17 protein-coding genes are annotated in these 19,000 nt (G+C 57.7%); 8 read left to right on the top strand and 9 right to left on the bottom strand.

The genetic code is table 11. The features are described 5' to 3' along the window. Nucleotides 1–9: 9 nt before the first annotated feature. Nucleotides 10–1,716: a DUF3300 domain-containing protein gene (locus ENTCL_RS18025; RefSeq protein WP_013367574.1), complete on the bottom strand. Its 1,707-nt coding sequence runs from the start codon at nucleotides 1,714–1,716 to the stop codon at nucleotides 10–12. A 361-nt stretch (nucleotides 1,717–2,077) separates the two neighbouring features. Between ENTCL_RS18025 and acnB the strand changes: the two genes are divergently transcribed. Together acnB and yacL are read left to right on the top strand one after the other, a co-directional pair. Beyond that, entirely contained in the window at nucleotides 2,078–4,675 is a 2,598-nt protein-coding gene (gene acnB / locus ENTCL_RS18020) for a bifunctional aconitate hydratase 2/2-methylisocitrate dehydratase (protein WP_013367573.1), read from the top strand. Nucleotides 4,676–4,890: 215 nt separating this feature from the next. Beyond that, a complete protein-coding gene (gene yacL / locus ENTCL_RS18015; protein ID WP_013367572.1) occupies nucleotides 4,891–5,253 on the top strand; it encodes a protein YacL in 363 nt (120 codons plus the stop codon). 31 nt (nucleotides 5,254–5,284) lie between these two features. On the opposite strand, the gene speD is transcribed toward yacL, so the two are convergent. The 3 genes from speD to ENTCL_RS18000 all read right to left on the bottom strand — a co-directional run bounded on the left by speD (nucleotide 5,285) and on the right by ENTCL_RS18000 (nucleotide 7,411). Further along, nucleotides 5,285–6,079 carry an adenosylmethionine decarboxylase gene (gene speD, locus ENTCL_RS18010; RefSeq protein ID WP_013367571.1) on the bottom strand — a complete coding sequence of 265 codons (795 nt, stop codon included), beginning with the start codon at nucleotides 6,077–6,079 and terminating at the stop codon, nucleotides 5,285–5,287. Nucleotides 6,080–6,099: 20 nt separating this feature from the next. Beyond that, on the bottom strand, nucleotides 6,100–6,960 hold the full coding sequence (gene speE, locus ENTCL_RS18005) for a polyamine aminopropyltransferase (RefSeq protein ID WP_013367570.1): 861 nt from the start codon (nucleotides 6,958–6,960) through the stop codon (nucleotides 6,100–6,102). A gap of 103 nt (nucleotides 6,961–7,063) precedes the next feature. Further along, nucleotides 7,064–7,411, bottom strand: coding sequence for a YacC family pilotin-like protein (locus tag ENTCL_RS18000; RefSeq protein WP_044612002.1), 348 nt, complete (start codon nucleotides 7,409–7,411; stop codon nucleotides 7,064–7,066). Nucleotides 7,412–7,557: 146 nt separating this feature from the next. Between ENTCL_RS18000 and cueO the strand changes: the two genes are divergently transcribed. Next, nucleotides 7,558–9,138 (top strand): multicopper oxidase CueO, encoded by a 1,581-nt coding sequence (gene cueO / locus ENTCL_RS17995; RefSeq protein WP_013367568.1) that lies wholly within the window; start codon nucleotides 7,558–7,560, stop codon nucleotides 9,136–9,138. 78 nt (nucleotides 9,139–9,216) lie between these two features. On the opposite strand, the gene ENTCL_RS17990 is transcribed toward cueO, so the two are convergent. Continuing rightward, entirely contained in the window at nucleotides 9,217–11,607 is a 2,391-nt protein-coding gene (locus ENTCL_RS17990; RefSeq protein ID WP_013367567.1) for a glucose/quinate/shikimate family membrane-bound PQQ-dependent dehydrogenase, read from the bottom strand. A gap of 205 nt (nucleotides 11,608–11,812) precedes the next feature. Between ENTCL_RS17990 and hpt the strand changes: the two genes are divergently transcribed. Continuing rightward, the gene (gene hpt, locus ENTCL_RS17985; RefSeq protein ID WP_013367566.1) at nucleotides 11,813–12,349 is read left to right on the top strand and encodes a hypoxanthine phosphoribosyltransferase; all 537 of its coding nucleotides are present in this window, start codon (nucleotides 11,813–11,815) and stop codon (nucleotides 12,347–12,349) included. Between the two features lie 103 nt (nucleotides 12,350–12,452). Here hpt and can read toward each other — a convergent pair whose 3' ends face one another. Then, nucleotides 12,453–13,115 carry a carbonate dehydratase gene (gene can / locus ENTCL_RS17980; protein WP_013367565.1) on the bottom strand — a complete coding sequence of 221 codons (663 nt, stop codon included), beginning with the start codon at nucleotides 13,113–13,115 and terminating at the stop codon, nucleotides 12,453–12,455. A 109-nt stretch (nucleotides 13,116–13,224) separates the two neighbouring features. Between can and ENTCL_RS17975 the strand changes: the two genes are divergently transcribed. The 4 genes from ENTCL_RS17975 (at nucleotide 13,225) to ENTCL_RS17960 (ending at nucleotide 16,790) form a co-directional block, all read left to right on the top strand. After that, nucleotides 13,225–14,151 (top strand): ABC transporter ATP-binding protein, encoded by a 927-nt coding sequence (locus ENTCL_RS17975; RefSeq protein WP_013367564.1) that lies wholly within the window; start codon nucleotides 13,225–13,227, stop codon nucleotides 14,149–14,151. Next, entirely contained in the window at nucleotides 14,148–14,918 is a 771-nt protein-coding gene (locus ENTCL_RS17970; protein ID WP_044612000.1) for an ABC transporter permease, read from the top strand. The genes ENTCL_RS17975 and ENTCL_RS17970 overlap by 4 nt, the downstream gene beginning before the upstream one ends. A 120-nt stretch (nucleotides 14,919–15,038) precedes the next feature. Beyond that, the gene (locus tag ENTCL_RS17965; RefSeq protein ID WP_013367562.1) at nucleotides 15,039–15,479 is read left to right on the top strand and encodes a PTS sugar transporter subunit IIA; all 441 of its coding nucleotides are present in this window, start codon (nucleotides 15,039–15,041) and stop codon (nucleotides 15,477–15,479) included. 63 nt (nucleotides 15,480–15,542) lie between these two features. After that, entirely contained in the window at nucleotides 15,543–16,790 is a 1,248-nt protein-coding gene (locus ENTCL_RS17960; RefSeq protein ID WP_013367561.1) for a polysaccharide deacetylase family protein, read from the top strand. 3 nt (nucleotides 16,791–16,793) lie between these two features. On the opposite strand, the gene panD is transcribed toward ENTCL_RS17960, so the two are convergent. The 3 genes from panD to panB all read right to left on the bottom strand — a co-directional run bounded on the left by panD (nucleotide 16,794) and on the right by panB (nucleotide 18,956). Next, a complete protein-coding gene (gene panD, locus ENTCL_RS17955; protein ID WP_013367560.1) occupies nucleotides 16,794–17,174 on the bottom strand; it encodes an aspartate 1-decarboxylase in 381 nt (126 codons plus the stop codon). A 124-nt stretch (nucleotides 17,175–17,298) separates the two neighbouring features. Beyond that, nucleotides 17,299–18,153, bottom strand: a complete 855-nt coding sequence (gene panC / locus ENTCL_RS17950) for a pantoate--beta-alanine ligase (RefSeq protein ID WP_013367559.1) — start codon at nucleotides 18,151–18,153, stop codon at nucleotides 17,299–17,301. Nucleotides 18,154–18,164: 11 nt separating this feature from the next. Continuing rightward, the gene (gene panB / locus ENTCL_RS17945; protein ID WP_013367558.1) at nucleotides 18,165–18,956 is read right to left on the bottom strand and encodes a 3-methyl-2-oxobutanoate hydroxymethyltransferase; all 792 of its coding nucleotides are present in this window, start codon (nucleotides 18,954–18,956) and stop codon (nucleotides 18,165–18,167) included. Nucleotides 18,957–19,000 lie beyond the last annotated feature (44 nt).

The following is a 19,000-nucleotide window of genomic DNA, read 5'->3' as shown; positions in this document are numbered from 1 at the left end:
TTGATTCCCTTAACGATGACGCCGTTCACGTTGTTCAGATCTTGCCGGGCGCTGCTCGCGACTGGCTCCCGAAATATTGCGGCTTTGCACTCCGCGGTCGCGCTGGGCTTGCCAGGACGGTGAGCGGCTGTCATTCCCACTAAGCGCATTGGCCCGCAGGCTCTCACTCCTTTGCTGGCGCTGCGCGGACGTGGCGGCGGTGCGCTGCGGCTGGACCTGTTCACGCCTCTGCTGCTGCTGTTGGGTGTTCAGACGCTGCGTCTGCTTTTGCGCCGCTTCACGACGCTGCTGCTGGTCGCCTGAGCGCTGCGCTTGGTTTTTGGCCGTCTCACGGCGCTGCTGGTTATTCGCCCCCGGCGTGTTGTCATACCCGCGGTAGTTGCTGCGCTGGGTAATTTGGTTCATCTGTTTCGATGCCGCCTGGCGCTGCACGTCGCGGGACGTGTTCGCGTTTCTGGCGGCAACCCCGGCGCCGGTGCCTGCGGCCGTCGTGCCGGTTCGCTGCTGGAACTGGTTCATCGCCGCCTGGCGCTGGTTGTTGCGGTTGACGGCCGCCTGCGTCGGCGCGGCCTGGGTTGCGCTCAGCCCGCCGGACACGTTGGTCTGATGGAAGCGCTGGTTCACGCTGCTATTCGGGTAGGGTACGTTGTTCCGGTAGTTCGGATTATGCTGCCAGTTCACGTTGCTGCCCTGCAGCCTTTGCCCGGTGACCCGGTTGAAATCATTCACGTTGATATTGATGTTGTTATCGCCGTTGCGGTTATAGCCGCCGCCATCACCATGATGATGGTAGTAGTCATCGTCATCCCAGTTGATATCGCTGAACAGCGCGTAGGTCGTTGCCACCCCGAGGCTGAAACCCAGCCCGTTCATGAAGCTGCTCGCGAACTGCTCCCCGGGAGGAGGCGGGAGATAAACGGGCGGATAGGCGGTGCTCGGCCAGGTGCCGTAAACGGTCGAGGGGTTATAGGTGGGGACATACACCACGTTAGGGTCCGCCGACTCGATTTTTATCACCTGGGTGCTGGACGCCGGCACCACCGTGGTCGTACTGCTGCTCGATGTTGAGCTTGTGCTTGACGCTTGCGCGGTCTTCGTGGTGGTCGTGACTTTCTGCTGCGGCGTCGACTTCAGCGCGCCGGTTTGCTGCGCCAGCGCGCGCAGTTTCTGCACCGAGTTCATGACGTCCTGCGGCTGCGCCAGGAAGGCATCGCCGAGGCTTTCAACCCACGGCGGGTTTTCCCCCATCAGAGCCAGCAGCTGCGGAAACGCGACCAGCGATTTCACGCTCGGGTCCCACGGCTGATTCGCCACGGCCTGTACCGCCGCGTCGCCCTGCATGGTGGGGTTATCCTGCGACCACTGCACCGCCTGCATCACGTTGGTCGGGTAAGTCGAGGCCATCAGCACCTGTGACAGTAAATTGTCAGGGTAGAGCGCGATAGGGGCGACCCACTGGTCGATTTGCGCCGTCGTATACGTGGTGGTGACCGGCTGCGTAGCCGCTGGCGCAGGCGCCGGGGCGACTGCCGGTGCGGCCGCAGGCGCAGCGACGGTAGCGGGCGCGGGTGCCGGTTGCGTTGCCGCAGGCGCAGGAGCAGGAGCAGGGGTAATGGTCTCGGGCGCGCGGCTTTTCACATACAATGTTCCCGCCGCTGCGAGCAGCCCGGCACTGCAAATAATCGCGAGCACGTGGGGCTTAAAAGGTAAGGTCATTTTTATCTCCCGGCACAATGAAGTTGGCCCGTTTCCACAGAGTATTGACGAAAATGGCCGTTCTGCCGCGAGTATTAGGGAGCGGGATTTTGTATTTTTGACATTTGTAGGGATTTTGCGCAGCGTTATGTAACAAAATGAGTTTTATATGTCATAAAACCCTGATGAAACCTGAAAAATCCTGACCTTAACGATTCAGCAAATTTTTAATGTTGCTTTTTTGTAAACGGATTAACACCTGGTTGAAATCCTGCTATGCTGGCCGACGCGGTATCCGGCATTTACCCTACAAACTGCTGTCTCACAGGAGCGTGAAGAGAATCGCCTGCCGCATATGACAATGAGAGCGAGGAGAACCGTCGTGCTAGAAGAATACCGTAAGCACGTAGCTGAGCGTGCCGCCGAGGGGATTGTACCCAAACCTTTAGATGCAACCCAAATGGCCGCACTTGTCGAGCTGCTGAAGACTCCGCCTGCGGGCGAAGAAGAGTTCCTGTTAGACCTGCTGATTAACCGTGTACCGCCAGGCGTTGACGAAGCCGCCTATGTTAAAGCAGGATTCCTTGCCGCTATCGCCAAAGGCGAAGCCACTTCTCCGCTGGTAACCCCTGAAAAAGCGATTGAACTGCTGGGCACCATGCAGGGCGGATACAACATTCATCCGCTGATTGACGCGCTGGATAACGATAAACTGGCGCCGATTGCCGCCAAAGCGCTCTCTTCAACCCTGCTGATGTTCGATAACTTCTACGACGTAGAAGAAAAAGCCAAAGCGGGCAACGTCTACGCCAAACAGGTGATGCAGTCCTGGGCCGACGCTGAGTGGTTCCTGAACCGTCCTGCTCTGGCTGAAAAAATTACCGTTACCGTCTTTAAAGTGACCGGTGAAACCAACACCGATGACCTCTCTCCGGCGCCGGATGCGTGGTCTCGTCCGGACATTCCGCTGCACGCGCTGGCGATGCTGAAAAACGCCCGTGAAGGCATTGAGCCGGATCAGCCAGGCGTTGTTGGCCCGATCAAGCAGATCGAAGCGCTGCAGGAAAAAGGTTACCCGCTGGCGTACGTCGGCGACGTGGTTGGTACCGGCTCTTCGCGTAAATCCGCCACCAACTCGGTGCTGTGGTTTATGGGCGATGACATCCCGCACGTGCCGAACAAGCGCGGCGGCGGTCTGTGCCTCGGCGGCAAAATCGCGCCAATCTTCTTTAACACCATGGAAGATGCGGGCGCGCTGCCGATTGAAGTGGATGTGTCCAACCTGAACATGGGCGACGTGATTGACGTTTACCCGTACAAAGGCGAAGTGCGCAACCATGAAACCGGCGAACTGCTGGCAAGCTTCGAGCTGAAAACCGACGTGCTGATCGACGAAGTGCGCGCCGGTGGCCGTATTCCGCTGATCATCGGCCGCGGCCTGACCACCAAAGCGCGTGAAGCGCTGGGTCTGCCGCACAGCGACGTGTTCCGTCATGCAAAAGACGTGGCGGAAAGCAGCCGCGGTTACTCCCTGGCGCAGAAAATGGTGGGCCGCGCCTGTGGCGTCACCGGTATCCGTCCGGGCGCCTACTGCGAGCCGAAGATGACCTCCGTGGGTTCTCAGGATACCACCGGTCCAATGACCCGCGACGAGCTGAAAGACCTGGCGTGCCTGGGCTTCTCTTCTGACCTGGTGATGCAGTCTTTCTGCCACACCGCGGCGTATCCGAAGCCGGTTGACGTCACGACGCACCATACGCTGCCGGACTTCATCATGAACCGCGGCGGCGTGTCGCTGCGTCCGGGCGACGGCGTTATCCACTCCTGGCTGAACCGCATGCTGCTGCCGGATACCGTCGGTACCGGCGGCGACTCCCATACCCGTTTCCCGATCGGTATTTCCTTCCCGGCGGGCTCTGGTCTGGTGGCGTTTGCCGCGGCGACCGGCGTGATGCCGCTGGATATGCCGGAATCCGTTCTGGTGCGCTTCAAGGGCAAAATGCAGCCGGGCATCACCCTGCGCGACCTGGTGCACGCGATCCCGCTGTACGCCATCAAGCAGGGCCTGCTGACCGTTGAGAAGAAAGGGAAGAAAAACATCTTCTCTGGCCGCATCCTGGAGATTGAAGGTCTGCCGGATCTGAAGGTGGAGCAGGCGTTCGAACTGACCGATGCCTCCGCTGAGCGTTCCGCGGCGGGCTGTACCATCAAGCTGAACAAAGAGCCGATCGTTGAGTATCTGAACTCCAACATCGTGCTGCTGAAGTGGATGATCGCCGAAGGCTACGGCGATCGCCGTACGCTGGAGCGTCGTGTTCAGGGCATGGAAAAATGGCTGGCGGATCCGCAGCTGCTGGAAGCCGATGCTGACGCAGAATACGCGGCGGTGATCGACATCGATCTGGCGGATATCAAAGAGCCAATCCTGTGCGCGCCGAACGATCCGGACGATGCTCGCCTGCTGTCTGACGTCCAGGGCGACAAAATCGACGAAGTGTTTATCGGTTCGTGCATGACCAACATCGGTCACTTCCGCGCGGCAGGTAAACTGCTGGATACCCACAAAGGCCAGCTGCCGACCCGTCTGTGGGTAGCGCCGCCAACCCGTATGGATGCCGCCCAGCTGACCGAAGAGGGCTATTACAGCGTCTTCGGTAAGAGCGGCGCACGTATCGAAATCCCGGGCTGCTCGCTGTGCATGGGTAACCAGGCGCGGGTGGCGGACGGCGCGACGGTGGTTTCCACCTCAACCCGTAACTTCCCGAACCGTTTAGGTACCGGCGCGAACGTCTACCTGGCGTCTGCGGAGCTGGCGGCTGTTGCGGCGCTGATTGGTAAGCTGCCAACGCCGGAAGAGTACCAGACCTTCATGGCGCAGGTGGATAAGACCGCGGTCGATACCTATCGCTACCTGAACTTTGACCAGCTGAATCAGTACACCGAGAAGGCTGACGGGGTTATCTTCCAGACGGCGGTATAAACAGCAAAACCGTCTCCACAGAGACGGTTTTGAGTGTTTGCACCTTCTCCCGTGGGAGAGGGACGGGGTGAGGGCATCAGGCCGCAGGGTCTTGCTCTCACCTTTTTATTTTCCATTCCTCCGCCCGTTACACTTTTTTTCTCCTCTCCTGCTGCGATAATTACTGCATAGGTACAATGCAGCGGTGACGCATTGCCTTAGTTGAGGAACACACTATGGATTACGAATTTCTGCGCGACATTACCGGAGGGGTAAAGGTGCGGATGTCGATGGGCCATGAGGCCGTCGGGCACTGGTTCAATGAAGAGGTGAAAGAGAACCTCGCGCTGTTAGAGGAAGTTGAACAGGCCGCACACGCAGTGAAGGGTACTGAGCGTTCCTGGCAACGCGCGGGTCACGAATACACGCTGTGGATGGACGGCGAAGAGGTGATGGTGCGCGCGAATCAGCTGGATTTTTCCGGCGATGAAATGGAAGAGGGGATGAGCTACTACGACGAAGAGAGCCTGTCTCTGTGCGGCGTAGAGGACTTTCTCCAGGTGGTCGCGGCCTACCGCGCGTTCATGAAGCAGAAATAACAGACCCGGAGCATCCCTGCTCCGGCGTGCCTTACACGGCCGGCATGTTGCGGCCGTAGTAAATCTCGCGCATTTCTTTCCAGAGCAGGTCGGTGATGACCTTGCGCTCTTCGTCGCTTAAATCTTCCGGTTTGGTATGGAACATGTAGTGCTTAAGGTCGAACTCTTTAAGCAACATCTTGGTATGGAAGATATTTTCCTGATAAACGTTAACATCCACCATGTCGTATAGCGCTTTCATATCATCAGACATGAAGTTCTGGATGGAGTTAATTTCGTGGTCGATAAAGTGCTTCATCCCGTTGACGTCACGGGTAAAACCGCGCACGCGGTAATCAATGGTCACAATATCCGACTCAAGCTGATGAATCAGGTAGTTCAACGCCTTCAGCGGTGAAATGACGCCACAGGTCGAGACTTCGATATCCGCGCGGAACGTGCACAGGCCGCCTTCAGGATGACTTTCCGGATAGGTATGCACGCAGATGTGGCTTTTATCGAGGTGGGCGACAACCGCCTCCGGCAGCGGGCCGGGATGCTCGGTGGTGTCGATAAGTTTTGGATCGATGGGCTCTTCGCTCACCAGAATGGTGACGCTGGCGCCCTGGGGCTCATAATCCTGGCGGGCGATATTAAGGATATTCGCGCCGATGATAGAGCAGGTTTCCGACAGGATCTCCGTCAGACGGTTGGCGTTGTACAGTTCATCGATATAGGCGATGTAGCCATCGCGCTCTTCTGCCGTTTTGGCATAGCAGATATCGTAAATACAAAAACTCAGGCTTTTCGTCAGGTTGTTAAAGCCATGCAGTTTAAGCTTTTTCAATTTTTATCACCTCCTTAGAGTCACTGCGCGGACAGTGCGTCTTGCAAATATTGGGGCAAGGCAAACGCGGCGGTGTGGATAGCCGGATTGTAGTAGCGGCATTTCAGGTTGGCCTGGTGGAAGCGCGCCTGAATGATTTCCGTCGACAGATGGCGCAGGGCGCCGTTATCTGTGGCCCACGCGAAGGTCATAATCCCGCCGTAGTAGGTCGGGATCGCCGCCTGGTAGAAGCTGACGTCGCTGAAGTAGTGGCTGAGTTTACGGTGGCTGTCGATGGCTTCATCCTGCTGCAGGAAGCAGACGCCGTTCTGCGCCACGAAAATCCCGCCCGGGTTCAGGCAGCGCTTGCAGCCTTCATAAAACGCCGAGGTAAACAGACTTTCGCCAGGACCGATAGGGTCGGTACAGTCGGAGATAATCACATCAAACGTTTGCGTGGTCTGGTTAACAAAATTGACACCGTCGTCAATAACCAGAGTAAAGCGCGGATCGTCATAGCTGCCTGCGCTGTGGTTCGGCAGATACTGGCGGCAGAAAGAGACGACGCCGGCATCGATTTCCACCATGGTGATGGTGTCGATGTTCTGGTGCCGTGAGACTTCGCGCAGCATCGCGCCATCGCCGCCGCCGATAATCAGCACGTGTTTAGCGTGGCCGTGCGCCAGCAGCGGAACGTGGGTCAGCATTTCGTGATAGATAAACTCGTCGCGCTCGCTGGTTTGCACAACGCCATCCAGCGCCATCACGCGGCCGAATGCGGCGTTTTCGAAAATGATCAGATCCTGATGATCGGTCTTTTCGTGCCAGAGAACATTATCAACGGCAAAATACTGACCAAACTTGTCGTGCAGCGTTTCATGCCACAGCGTGTTTTCGGCCATAGTGAATACCTCCTTTGTTAACGCCTTTTATTACAGGCGTAGCATAGTAGCCAATTATGGCGCTATTCAACAAGGCGGTCTTCGGGTCTGCGTCGTCGGGCGCTTATTTCACGTAGGCCAGCAGGCTCAGCGAATCGCGCGCCAGCGCTTTGCATTTGGTGGAGGTTGGGATGCGGATGCCGCTGAGATCGCGGTAGCTGTCCTCGCCGAGCGCTTTCATGTTAAAGCTGTCGTAGTTGCTCAGATCCCATTGATTCTGCTGGGCAAAAAAGACTAAAGCGCGGCGAATCTGGCCATTGGGTAAATTCTGGTAGCCACAGTCGTTTTTCAGAAAGACAAAGACCGCCGTCAGATCGGCCATATCTTCGGCTTCGGATTCGCTTAATGCGAAGCTGTTGCTGGAAAAAACGAACAGCAATCCGAGTACCAGCGTTCTGAAAAACGTCTTCATCTTATTTACCAATGCATCCAGGAAAAACAACGTTAGCATACTTCATAACGCTGCGCTGAGCTTTATTATTGCGCTGGCGCTTGACCTTCCGGTAAGGGGAGGGTTTAAGCTCAATAATTCGCCTGCAGACGAAAAAGGGAGTGAAGATGCAACGTCGTGAATTTATCAAACTGGCGGCGGCCGTTGGCGCCGCCAGCGCATTACCGCTGTGGAGCCGCCACGTATTTGCCGCCGAACGTCCGGCTCTGCCCATACCCACGGTTCTGACGCCCGATGCCCGCAACAGCGTGGCGCTGACGGTACAGCGCGGAACGACATCGTTCGGCGGTAAGATGGCCACCACCTGGGGATACAACGGCAGCCTTTTAGGCCCGGCGCTGCGCCTGCAGCAGGGCAAACCGGTCACGGTCGAGATCCGCAACCAGCTGGCGGAAGAGACGACCCTTCACTGGCACGGCCTTGAAATCCCCGGCGAGGTCGACGGCGGCCCGCAGGGTATCATCCAGCCCGGCGCCTCGCGCACCGTCACGTTTACCCCGACGCAGCAGGCGGCGACCTGCTGGTTCCATCCGCATCAGCACGGTAAAACCGGGCATCAGGTCGCCATGGGGCTGGCCGGGCTGGTGCTTATCGAAGATCCGCAGATTAGCGCGCTGCTGCTGCCGAAGCAGTGGGGCATCGATGATATACCGGTCATCATTCAGGATAAGCAGTTCGGCAGCGACGGGCAGATTGATTATCAGCTGGATATTATGACCGCCGCCGTCGGCTGGTTCGGCGATACGCTGCTGACCAACGGCGCGATTTATCCGCAGCACACCGCGCCGAAAGGCTGGCTGCGTCTGCGTCTGCTCAACGGCTGTAACGCACGCTCCCTGAACCTCGCGGCCAGCGACAACCGTCCTCTGTACGTTATCGCCAGCGACGGCGGCCTGCTGGCCGAACCGGTGAAGGTGAGCGAGCTGCCGATGCTGATGGGCGAGCGTTTTGAAGTGTTGGTGGATATCAGCGACGGTAAAGCCTTCGATCTGGTCACGCTGCCGGTGAGCCAGATGGGAATGGCGGTGGCGCCGTTTGATAAAGCGCATCCCGTTATGCGCATCCAGCCGGTACTGATCCCGGCGTCCGCCACGCTGCCCGACCAGCTCGCCACCCTTCCGGCGCTGCCGTCGCTTGACGGGCTGACCCAGCGTAAGCTCCAGCTGTCGATGGACCCGATGCTCGACATGATGGGCATGCAGGCCCTGATGACGAAGTACGGCGACCAGGCGATGTCCGGCATGATGCAGCACGGCGGCATGATGGGGCATATGGGCCAGGGCGGGATGGATCACGGTAATATGGGCGGCATGGGGCAAATGAACCACGGCAGCGACGGTTTTGATTTCCACAACGCAAACAAAATTAACGGTCAGGCCTTCGACATGAAGAAACCGATGTTTGCCGCCAGTAAAGGGCAGTACGAGCGCTGGGTGATTTCCGGGGAAGGGGACATGATGCTGCATCCGTTCCATATCCACGGCACGCAGTTCCGTATCCTGTCAGAAAATGGCAAACCGCCCGCGGCGCACCGCGCCGGCTGGAAAGATACCGTGCGGGTTGAGGGAGCCGTCAGCGAAGTGCTGGTGAAGTTCGACCACGACGCGCCGAAGGAGCATATGTATATGGCGCACTGCCATCTGCTGGAGCACGAAGATACCGGGATGATGCTCGGGTTTACTGTTTAGGGTTGCGCGGGCTGATGCCCTCTCCCGTGGGGAGAGGGAACAAACACAAAAACGGCAACCGAAGTTGCCGTTTCGCTTTTATTTTGCGTCGTCAGGCAGCGCATACGCGACAATATAATCGCCGAGTTTTGTACCAAACGAGCCGTGGCCCCCTGCCGAGATGACAACATACTGCTTGCCATTCACTTCATAGGTCATCGGCGTTGCCTGTCCGCCTGCGGGCAGACGGCCTTCCCACAGTTTATCCCCGTTGGTCATGTTGTACGCGCGCAGGTAGTTATCTGCGGTTGCGGCGACGAACAGCACGTTGCCCGCGGTGGAAATCGGACCGCCCAGCATCGGCATCCCCAGCGTAAACGGCAGCTTAAACGGCATCGGGAACGGCAGGCTGTCCTGCGGCGTACCAATACGTTTTTTCCACGCGATCTGGTTGGTTTTCAGATCCAGCGCCGAGATATAGCCCCAGCCCGGCTGTTTGCACGGCAGGCCGAACGGCGACAGGAACGGGTTCAGCGTGACGCCAAACGGCACGCCGTACTGCGGCTGAATACCGGATTCCGTACCGCTGGCTTTGGCATCCTTCGGCGGCTCCATCGGGTTGCCGGGGCCGCGGGGGATCAGTTTTGAGACGAACGGCAGCGCAATCGGGTTAGCGATCGCCACCTGACGGTTCGGGTCAACCGAAATACCGCCCCACTCGAACATGCCAAGGTTGCCCGGGAAGACCAGCGTGCCCTGCTCAGACGGCGGCGTGAAGATGCCCTCATAGCGCATCTGATGGAACATGACGCGGCATACCAGCTGGTCGAACATGGTCGCGCCCCACATATCCGCGCCGGTCAGGTCTTTTTTCGGGCGGAACGTCAGTTCGGAGAACGGCTGCGTCGGGCTGACGCGATCGCCTTTCGCCGCGCCCTGCGGTACCGGCTGTTCCGGCGCAGGCACGACAAGCTGGCCGTTGCGGCGGTCGAGCACGAAGATGTTGCCGGTTTTCGCCGGGGCGTAGATAACCGGTACGGTTTTACCGTCAACGGTAATATCGGCAAGCGTCGGCTGCGACGGCTGGTCCATATCCCACAGGTCATGGTGCACCGTCTGGTAGCTCCAGACCAGCTTACCGGTGGTCGCGTTCAGCGCCACAATCGCGCTGGCGTAGCGCTCCTGCTCCGGCGTGCGGTTGCCGCCCCAGATATCCGGCGTGGTGACGCCCATCGGCAGGTACACGAGATCCAGCCTGGCGTCATACGCCGCCGGCGCCCAGGAGTTCGGCGAGTTGAAGGTGAAGCGGTGCTCGTCTTCCGGGATAGCGTTCGGATCTTTCGCGCCCGGATCGAAGGCCCACAGCAGCTTGCCGGTATTCACGTCGAAGCCGCGAATAACGCCGGACGGTTCGCGGGTGGAGAAGTTATCGGTGACCGCGCCGGCAATCACAATGACCTTATCGGTGACGATCGGCGGCGAGGTTGGTTCATACATGCCCGGCGTGGTGACCGGCATGCTGGTTTGCAGGTTGAGGATCCCCTTGTTGGCAAAGGTTTCGCACGGCTTACCGGTTTGCGCATTCAGCGCGAACAGGCGGCCATCGTTCACCGGCAGCAGGATGCGGCGCGGGCAGTCGGCAACCACGTCCGCAGGCGCATTATCCGCAGTTGCGTCGTGGTAAGAGACGCCGCGGCAGGTCACGTGCTGGAAGCTCGGGTTGGCGTTCAACTGCGGGTCGAAGCGCCATTTCTCTTTCCCGGTCGCCGCATCCAGAGCGAACAGGCGCTGGTGGGCGGAGCAGAGATACAGCATGTCGCCAATTTTAATCGGCGTGACCTCGTTGGTGATTTCGCCAGGATCGTTAGGGCCTTTCAGATCGCCGGTACGAAATACCCATGCCTCTTTCAGCTGGTGCACGTTATCAGACGTTATCTGCTTCAGCGGCGACCAGCGCTGGCCTTCCTGATTGCGGCCATAGGCCGGCCAGTCGCTATCGGCTACCTGGGAGATGGAGGCCGCCGGTGCGGTATCGGTGCTCAGCGTACCGTTAATCTCCTGCGGGTCATGGAAGCCCGCCCAGGTAAGAATGCCGCCGCTAATCAGCAGTACTGCCACCAGCGCGCCGACCGCGCCAGCGGAGGGAACACGCAGACGGCGCCAGACGAACGGCAGGATAAGCCAGATGCCAAAAAACACCAGGATATCGCTGCGCGGCGTCAGCGCCCAGAAGTCAAAGCCGACCTCCCAGACGCCCCATAGCATGGTTGCCAGCAGCAGCAGCGCATACAGCCACAGCGCCGCGCGCTTGCCGCGCCACAGCATGGCGGTCACGCCCAGCATCACCAGGCCTGCGACGGGGTAGTACCAGGAGCCGCCGAGCGACACCAGCCAGGCGCCGCCGATTAACAGATACAGCCCGCAAAAGGCTGCAAACAGCGCCGTCAGCTTCACCAGAAGCGCGGACTGTTGCGTTTTTATTTCTGCCATAAGAAAACACCACTCAACTTGTTAATTTTTTAATAGCAATTAATTATAGGATTTAACAAGTGTGATCGGAATCACAATTATGGCCTTATTAACTCATACACCGGAAAAAGGGTTTTGCTGGTATACTGCATGGCTTGCCGATCAGCGCCGCGAATGGCTTTCGGGGTGTTGAGAGATTTATCTCTGAAATCAAGTGGTTAGTTTTATGAAACATACTGTTGAAGTGATGATCCCGGAAGCGGAGATCAAAGCACGTATCGCCGAATTAGGTCGTCAGATTACTGAGCGTTATAAAGACAGCGGCAGCGACATGGTGCTGGTGGGGCTACTGCGCGGTTCATTCATGTTTATGGCCGACCTGTGCCGTGAAGTTCACGTCTCGCACGAAGTCGATTTTATGACGGCCTCCAGCTACGGCAGCGGTATGTCGACGACGCGCGATGTCAAAATCCTCAAGGATCTGGATGAAGATATCCGCGGTAAAGACGTGCTGATCGTTGAAGATATTATCGACTCCGGCAATACGCTGTCGAAGGTTCGTGAGATTCTGAGCCTGCGCGAACCGAAGTCGCTGGCTATCTGTACGCTGCTGGATAAACCGTCTCGCCGTGAGGTGAATGTGCCGGTCGAATATATCGGCTTCTCCATCCCGGACGAATTTGTGGTGGGCTACGGTATCGACTACGCGCAGCGCTATCGTCATCTGCCGTATATCGGCAAAGTGGTGCTGCTGGACGAGTAAGGGTATCGGTTGGCGTGCCTGATGGCGCTTCGCTTATCAGGCCTACGTCGCAGGCTTGTAGGCCGGGTAAGGCGTTAGCCGCCACCCGGCTTTTTAACAAGCGCTATTTGTGGTTAATGTGTTTGATGTGCAGGTTGGACAGCCCTTTACGGTAACCCTGCTCGAGGGATTCGCGGTTGGTTGCGGTCACGTCGAGATCGCGCAGCAGACCGTCATGAATACCGTATGCCCAGCCGTGAATGGTCACCTTCTGGCCGCGCTTCCAGGCGGACTGCATGATGGTGGAGTGTCCGAGGTTATAGACCTGCTCCATGACGTTCAGCTCGCACAGGGTGTCGAGACGACGTTCCTGCGGCATTTCGCCGAGCAGAGAGCTATGCTTGAACCAGATATCGCGGATGTGCAGCAGCCAGTTGTCAATAAGCCCCAGCTCCGGGTTCTCAACGGCCGCCTGAACGCCGCCGCAGCCATAGTGGCCGCAGATGATAATGTGCTCGACTTCCAGCACGTCAACGGCATACTGCACCACTGACAGGCAGTTGAGGTCGGTGTGAATCACCAGGTTGGCCACGTTGCGGTGAACGAACAGTTCACCCGGCTCCAGACCCGTCAGGCGTTCGGCGGGGACGCGGCTATCGGAACATCCAATCCATAGAAAGCGCGGCTTCTGCGCTTGCGCCAGTTTCTCAAAAAAACCGGGGTCCTCTTCCACCAGCATTTTTGACCATAGTGCATTATTGCTGATGAGTGTATCTATCTCTTTCATGGAAGTTAACGACCTGTAACCAAGGTAAGTGCGTTGCGCTAATATAGGTCAACTCGGCTTCATTTAAAACCACACATCGATTGCAGGATTTTTAAAAGAGAAATTTTTAATGACCATTGCACTGGAATTAAAACAGCTTAAAAAGACCTACCCGGGCGGGGTTCAGGCGCTGCGCGGTATCGACCTGAGCGTTGAGGCAGGCGACTTTTACGCGCTTCTGGGGCCTAACGGCGCGGGTAAATCCACCACCATTGGCATCATCAGCTCGCTGGTCAACAAATCCTCCGGCGCGGTGAACGTATTCGGCTATGACCTGGATAAAGACGTGGTCAACGCCAAGCGCCAGCTGGGGCTGGTGCCGCAGGAGTTTAACTTCAACCCGTTCGAGACCGTACAGCAGATAGTTGTTAACCAGGCGGGCTATTACGGCGTGGAGCGTCGTGAAGCGGTTTTACGCAGCGAAAAGTACTTAAAACAGCTCGATCTGTGGGAAAAACGCAACGAACGTGCGCGCATGCTGTCCGGGGGCATGAAGCGCCGCCTGATGATCGCCCGCGCGCTGATGCACGAGCCAAAACTGCTGATTCTTGACGAGCCGACGGCGGGGGTGGATATCGAATTACGCCGCTCGATGTGGGGCTTTCTGAAGGACCTTAATGACAAAGGCACCACTATTATTCTCACCACCCACTATCTGGAAGAGGCGGAGATGCTGTGCCGCAACATCGGCATCATCCAGCACGGCGAGCTGGTGGAGAACACCTCGATGAAGAATTTGCTCTCCAAGCTGAAATCAGAAACCTTCATTCTCGATCTGGCGCCGAAAAGCCCGCTGCCGCAGCTTGACGGCTACCAGTACCGCCTGGTGGATACCTCGACGCTTGAGGTGGAAGTGCTGCGCGAGCAGGGCATCAACAGCGTGTTCAGCCAACTGAGCGAGCAGGGCGTGCAGGTACTTAGCATGCGTAATAAGGCCAACCGCCTGGAAGAGCTGTTCGTCACGCTGGTGCACAATAAGAAAGGAGAACAGGCATGATGCAGCTTTATTGGGTTGCGCTGAAAAGCATCTGGACCAAAGAGATCCACCGTTTCATGCGCATCTGGGTGCAAACGCTGGTACCGCCGGTGATTACGATGACGCTTTACTTCATCATCTTCGGCAACCTGATCGGCTCGCGTATCGGCGAAATGCATGGTTTTAGCTACATGCAGTTTATCGTACCGGGGCTGATTATGATGGCGGTGATCACCAACGCCTACGCCAACGTGGCGTCATCATTTTTTAGCGCCAAGTTCCAGCGCAACATCGAAGAGCTGCTGGTGGCGCCGGTGCCGACGCACGTGATCATCGCCGGCTATGTCGGCGGCGGCGTGGCGCGCGGCCTGTGCGTGGGCATTCTGGTCACGGCGGTGTCGCTGTTCTTTGTCCCGTTCCAGGTGCATTCGTGGCTGTTCGTCGCCCTGACGCTGCTGATGACGGCGGTGCTGTTCTCGCTGGCGGGGCTGCTTAACGCCGTTTTTGCCAAGACGTTTGATGACATCAGCCTGATCCCGACCTTCGTGCTGACGCCGCTGACCTATCTTGGCGGGGTGTTCTATTCGCTGACGCTGCTGCCGCCGTTCTGGCAGGGGCTGTCGCACCTCAACCCGATCGTGTACATGATTAGCGGCTTCCGCTTCGGCTTCCTCGGAATTACCGATGTGCCGCTGTTTACCACGGTAGCGGTGCTGGCCATATTTATCGTCGCGTTTTATCTGCTGTGCTGGTATCTGATCCAGCGCGGCCGCGGTCTACGTAGCTGATTTTTTTGACCTTCGCCCCATCTCTTTCCGGCAAGGGAGAGGGATGGGGAAAAATTGATCGACCTCACCATGCCCCGATGGTTGCTTCGCTAAACTACCTGCCTGTTAAGGAGTGGCGCGATGCTGGGTTGGGTAATTACATGCTTTGACGATGACGCGCAGGCGTTGCTCGGGCGTCTGGAGGAAAAGTACGGACCGCTGGTGAACTGCCGGGCCGTCAATTTCTGGCCGGGCCTGAGTACCAATATGCTGAGCCGGATGATGTGCGACGCGCTGCATGAAACGGATTCCGGCGAGGGCGTTATTTTCCTCACCGATAAAACCGGCGAGCCGCCTTACCGCGCGGCGGCGCTGATGAGCCACAAACACTCACACTGTGAAGTGATCTCCGGCATCAGCTATTCATTGATTGAGAAAATGTATCCGCTGCGGGATTCCCTGAGCAGCGATGCCTTTCGCCATGCGATCGTCGATGCGGGCGGCCCCGGTGTAAGCAGCCTGTGGCACCAGCAGCAAAAAAATCCCCCTTTTGTTCTGCTGCATGACCTGTATGCGAATTAACCGTTGGTATTGATAGCTCTTTTGTTACAATACAGGCTGATTCAACCTGACGGTTAAAAGCGCATGCTGATTCGCGTGGTTTTCTCTCTCCTGTTACTCCTCTCCGGCAGCGCTAGCGCCAGCCTGCTCAGCCAGCAAGGGCAGCCCGCCCGCTATATGCAAACGACGGAAGACGCCATTATCTGGGCGCAGGTGGGCAACGACGTTGTCACCGTCGGCAACGTGCGCGCCGGACAAATTCTGGCGGTGGTGCCGACGCGGGCCGACTATTACGAATTTAACTTTGGCTTCGGTACCGGGTTTATCGATAAAGGGCATCTGGAGCCGGTGCAGGGTAAGCAGCGCGTCGAAGATAACCTGGGCGACCTGAATAAACCGTTGAGCAATCAGAACCTGATAACCTGGCGCGACACGCCGGTCTATAACGCGCCGGATGTCGGCAGCGCGCCTTTCGGCACGCTGGCGGATAACCTGCGCTACCCGATTATCGGCAAGCTCAAGGACCGGCTGAACCAGACCTGGTATCAGATTCGTATCGGCAACCGGCTGGCGTGGGTTAGCAGCCTCGATGCGCAGCCGGATAACGGCATTCCGGTGCTGACCTATCACCACATTTTGCGCGATGAAGAGAACACCCGTTTTCGCCATACCTCCACGACCACCTCGGTGCGCGCGTTCAGCAACCAGATGACGTGGCTGCGCGACCAGGGATATACCACGCTGAGCATGTATCAGCTGGAAGGATATGTGCGCAATAAAATGAATTTACCCGCCCGCGCGGTGGTCATTACCTTTGACGACGGTCTGAAGTCGGTAAACCGCTATGCCTGGCCTGTTCTGCGAGCGTATGGTTTTAAGGCCACTGCGTTTATTATTTCGTCGCGTATTAAGCGCCATCCGCAGAAGTGGGAGCCCAAATCGCTGCAGTTTATGAGCGTTTCGGAGCTAAAAGAGATTCAGGACGTGTTTGACGTACAGTCGCACACCCACTTTCTGCACCGGGTGGATGCGTACCACCGCCCGATTCTGCTGAGCCGTAGCTACCACAACATTCTGTTCGATTTCGCGCGATCAAGGCGCGGGCTGTCGCAGTTTAATCCGCACGTGCTGTATCTTTCCTACCCCTTTGGCGGCTATAACGCCACGGCGATTCAGGCGGCGAATGACGCCGGGTTCCATATGGCGGTGACAACGGTGACAGGGAAGGTGAAGCCGGGGGATAATCCGTTCTTACTGAAGCGGCTGTATATCTTAAGAACGGATTCGCTGGAGGCCATGTCGCGGCTGGTCAGCAACCAGCCGCAGGGGTGACTTTTACGCGACCTGAACCGGGATGGCTTTTGCGGTGCGCTTCATTTCGTTGTCGCCTTCAAAATAGGCAACGTTCGGTCGCCAGGTGCGCGCTTCTTCATCCGTCATGGTGACGAAGCTGGCGATAATCACGATATCGCCAACGTTTGCGCAGTGTGCGGCCGCGCCGTTCACGGAGATGATTTTAGAACCACGTTCCGCCGCGATGGCGTAGGTTGAAAAACGTTTGCCGTTGTTCACATTCCAGATATCAATGGCTTCGTTTTCAAGAATCCCTGCCGCGTCGAGAAAATCCTGATCGATGGCGCAGGAGCCTTCATAGTGCAGGTCCGCCTGAGTCACTTTCACGCGGTGGAGCTTGCCCTGCAGCATAGTGCGAATCATAACTTTACCCTTGTTGCTGTGTTGTCCTCACCCAAACCCTTTTCTCAAAGGGATGAGGGGCAGGGTGAGGAGAGAGATAAATTCGATCAATTACGGGCAGTATTGCCCGTTTTGTAACCCCTGTCTACAGGGGCAGCTCGACCACTTTATTGTCAATCAGACGCGCCTGACCCAGCCATGCGGCCATCAGGATAACCGCGCGTTTGCTGGTTTCGGAGAACTCAAGCAGCGTGTCGGCATCGCGGATCTGGATATCGTCAGCGCGGAAGCCTTTGTCGTTCAGCTCCTGTTCGGCAAGGGCGATCATTTCGTCCAGATCGCGGTTGCCTGCCTGCAGCTTTTCGGCGACGCCGTTCAGCACTTTGCTCAGGCCAGGAGCGATTTTGCGCTGCTCCGCGGTGAGGTAGCCGTTGCGGGAACTTAGCGCCAGGCCGTCTTTGGCCCGCAGGATAGGCACGCCGACGATGTCGATGTCGTAACCCATATCGGTAACCATTTTGCGGATCAGCGCCAGCTGCTGGAAGTCCTTCTCGCCGAAGCAGGCGATATCCGGCTGAACCAGGTTAAACAGCTTGCTGACGATGGTCGATACGCCGCGGAAGTGGCCCGGGCGGCTGGCGCCTTCCAGCATGGTAGAGAGGCCCGGGACGTCGACATAGGTCTGCGTTTCGGTGCCCTGCGGGTAGATGTCCGCAGGCTCAGGGGCAAACACCAGGTCAACTTTACGTTTGTTCAGCTTTTCGCAGTCTTCCTGCAGCGTGCGCGGGTAGCGCGCCAGGTCGTCGGCCCGGTCGAACTGCATCGGGTTAACGAAGATGCTCACCACCACCACATCGGCGCGCGCCTTCGCTTCGTCAACCAGCTTCATATGACCATCATGCAGGTTGCCCATGGTGGGCACCAGCGCGATACGTTTACCTTCCTGACGCAGTCTGCGGATATGCTGGCGCAGCAGCGGCAGGGTTTCGATAATCAGCACAACGTGGCTCCTTAATGGAAACTGTGTTCTTCACCCGGATAAACGCCGGATTCAACCTCGGCAATATATTGACGTACGGCGGCGCGCATGTCGCCCGCGCTCGCCAGGAAATTTTTGGCAAATTTAGGGATGTGGCCGCCGGTGATGCCGAAGGCGTCGTGCATCACGAGGATCTGCCCGTCGGTGACGTTGCCTGCGCCGATGCCGATAACCGGAATGGACAGCGCGTCGGTGATGCGTTTTGCGAGCTCAACCGGTACGCACTCCAGCACCAGCAGCTGCGCGCCTGCCGCTTCTAACGCCAGGGCGTCGTCAAACAGCGTCTGAGCCGCGTCGCCGCGCCCCTGCACCTTATAGCCGCCGAAGATGTTAACCGACTGCGGGGTCAGCCCCAGGTGGCCGCAAACCGGCACCGCGCGCTCGGTCAGCATTTTAACGGTCTCAACCAGCCAGGCGCCGCCTTCGATTTTTATCATGTTCGCGCCCGCGCGCATCACGGCGGCGGCATTCTCAAACGCCTGCTCCGGCGTGGCATAGGTCATAAACGGCAGGTCGGAGAGCAGCAGACAGTTCGGCGCGCCGCGGCGAACGGTGCGCGTGTGGTAAGCGATATCTTCAGTTGTCACGGGGAGCGTGGAATCATGTCCCTGGACCGTCATCCCTAACGAATCGCCCACCAGCATGACGTTAATGCCTTCTTCGGCAAACAGCTTAGCGAAGCTGTAGTCATACGCGGTGATAGTGGCGAAGCGTTTCTTTTCCTGTTTGCATTTCTGCAATAAGGCGATGGTGGTTGGTTTCATAACGTTTCCTGATAACGAAAGCCGATTCTTGCGGCATTGTACCA

This window comes from [Enterobacter] lignolyticus SCF1 (genome assembly GCF_000164865.1).
GTDB classification, from domain to species: Bacteria; Pseudomonadota; Gammaproteobacteria; order Enterobacterales; family Enterobacteriaceae; genus Enterobacter_B; species Enterobacter_B lignolyticus.
The sequence above is the reverse complement of the archived record's forward strand: the minus strand, read 5'-3'. Positions and strand labels throughout refer to the sequence as shown.

Coding starts and splice junctions, on each gene's coding strand:
- ENTCL_RS18025 (WP_013367574.1), bottom strand. CDS start 1,716: ATGACCTTACCTTTTAAGCCCCACGTGCTCGCGATTATTTGCAGTGCC.
- yacL (WP_013367572.1), top strand. CDS start 4,891: ATGGATTACGAATTTCTGCGCGACATTACCGGAGGGGTAAAGGTGCGG.
- speE (WP_013367570.1), bottom strand. CDS start 6,960: ATGGCCGAAAACACGCTGTGGCATGAAACGCTGCACGACAAGTTTGGT.
- ENTCL_RS18000 (WP_044612002.1), bottom strand. CDS start 7,411: ATGAAGACGTTTTTCAGAACGCTGGTACTCGGATTGCTGTTCGTTTTT.
- cueO (WP_013367568.1), top strand. CDS start 7,558: ATGCAACGTCGTGAATTTATCAAACTGGCGGCGGCCGTTGGCGCCGCC.
- ENTCL_RS17990 (WP_013367567.1), bottom strand. CDS start 11,607: ATGGCAGAAATAAAAACGCAACAGTCCGCGCTTCTGGTGAAGCTGACG.
- hpt (WP_013367566.1), top strand. CDS start 11,813: ATGAAACATACTGTTGAAGTGATGATCCCGGAAGCGGAGATCAAAGCA.
- can (WP_013367565.1), bottom strand. CDS start 13,115: ATGAAAGAGATAGATACACTCATCAGCAATAATGCACTATGGTCAAAA.
- ENTCL_RS17975 (WP_013367564.1), top strand. CDS start 13,225: ATGACCATTGCACTGGAATTAAAACAGCTTAAAAAGACCTACCCGGGC.
- ENTCL_RS17970 (WP_044612000.1), top strand. CDS start 14,148: ATGATGCAGCTTTATTGGGTTGCGCTGAAAAGCATCTGGACCAAAGAG.
- ENTCL_RS17965 (WP_013367562.1), top strand. CDS start 15,039: ATGCTGGGTTGGGTAATTACATGCTTTGACGATGACGCGCAGGCGTTG.
- ENTCL_RS17960 (WP_013367561.1), top strand. CDS start 15,543: ATGCTGATTCGCGTGGTTTTCTCTCTCCTGTTACTCCTCTCCGGCAGC.
- panD (WP_013367560.1), bottom strand. CDS start 17,174: ATGATTCGCACTATGCTGCAGGGCAAGCTCCACCGCGTGAAAGTGACT.
- panB (WP_013367558.1), bottom strand. CDS start 18,956: ATGAAACCAACCACCATCGCCTTATTGCAGAAATGCAAACAGGAAAAG.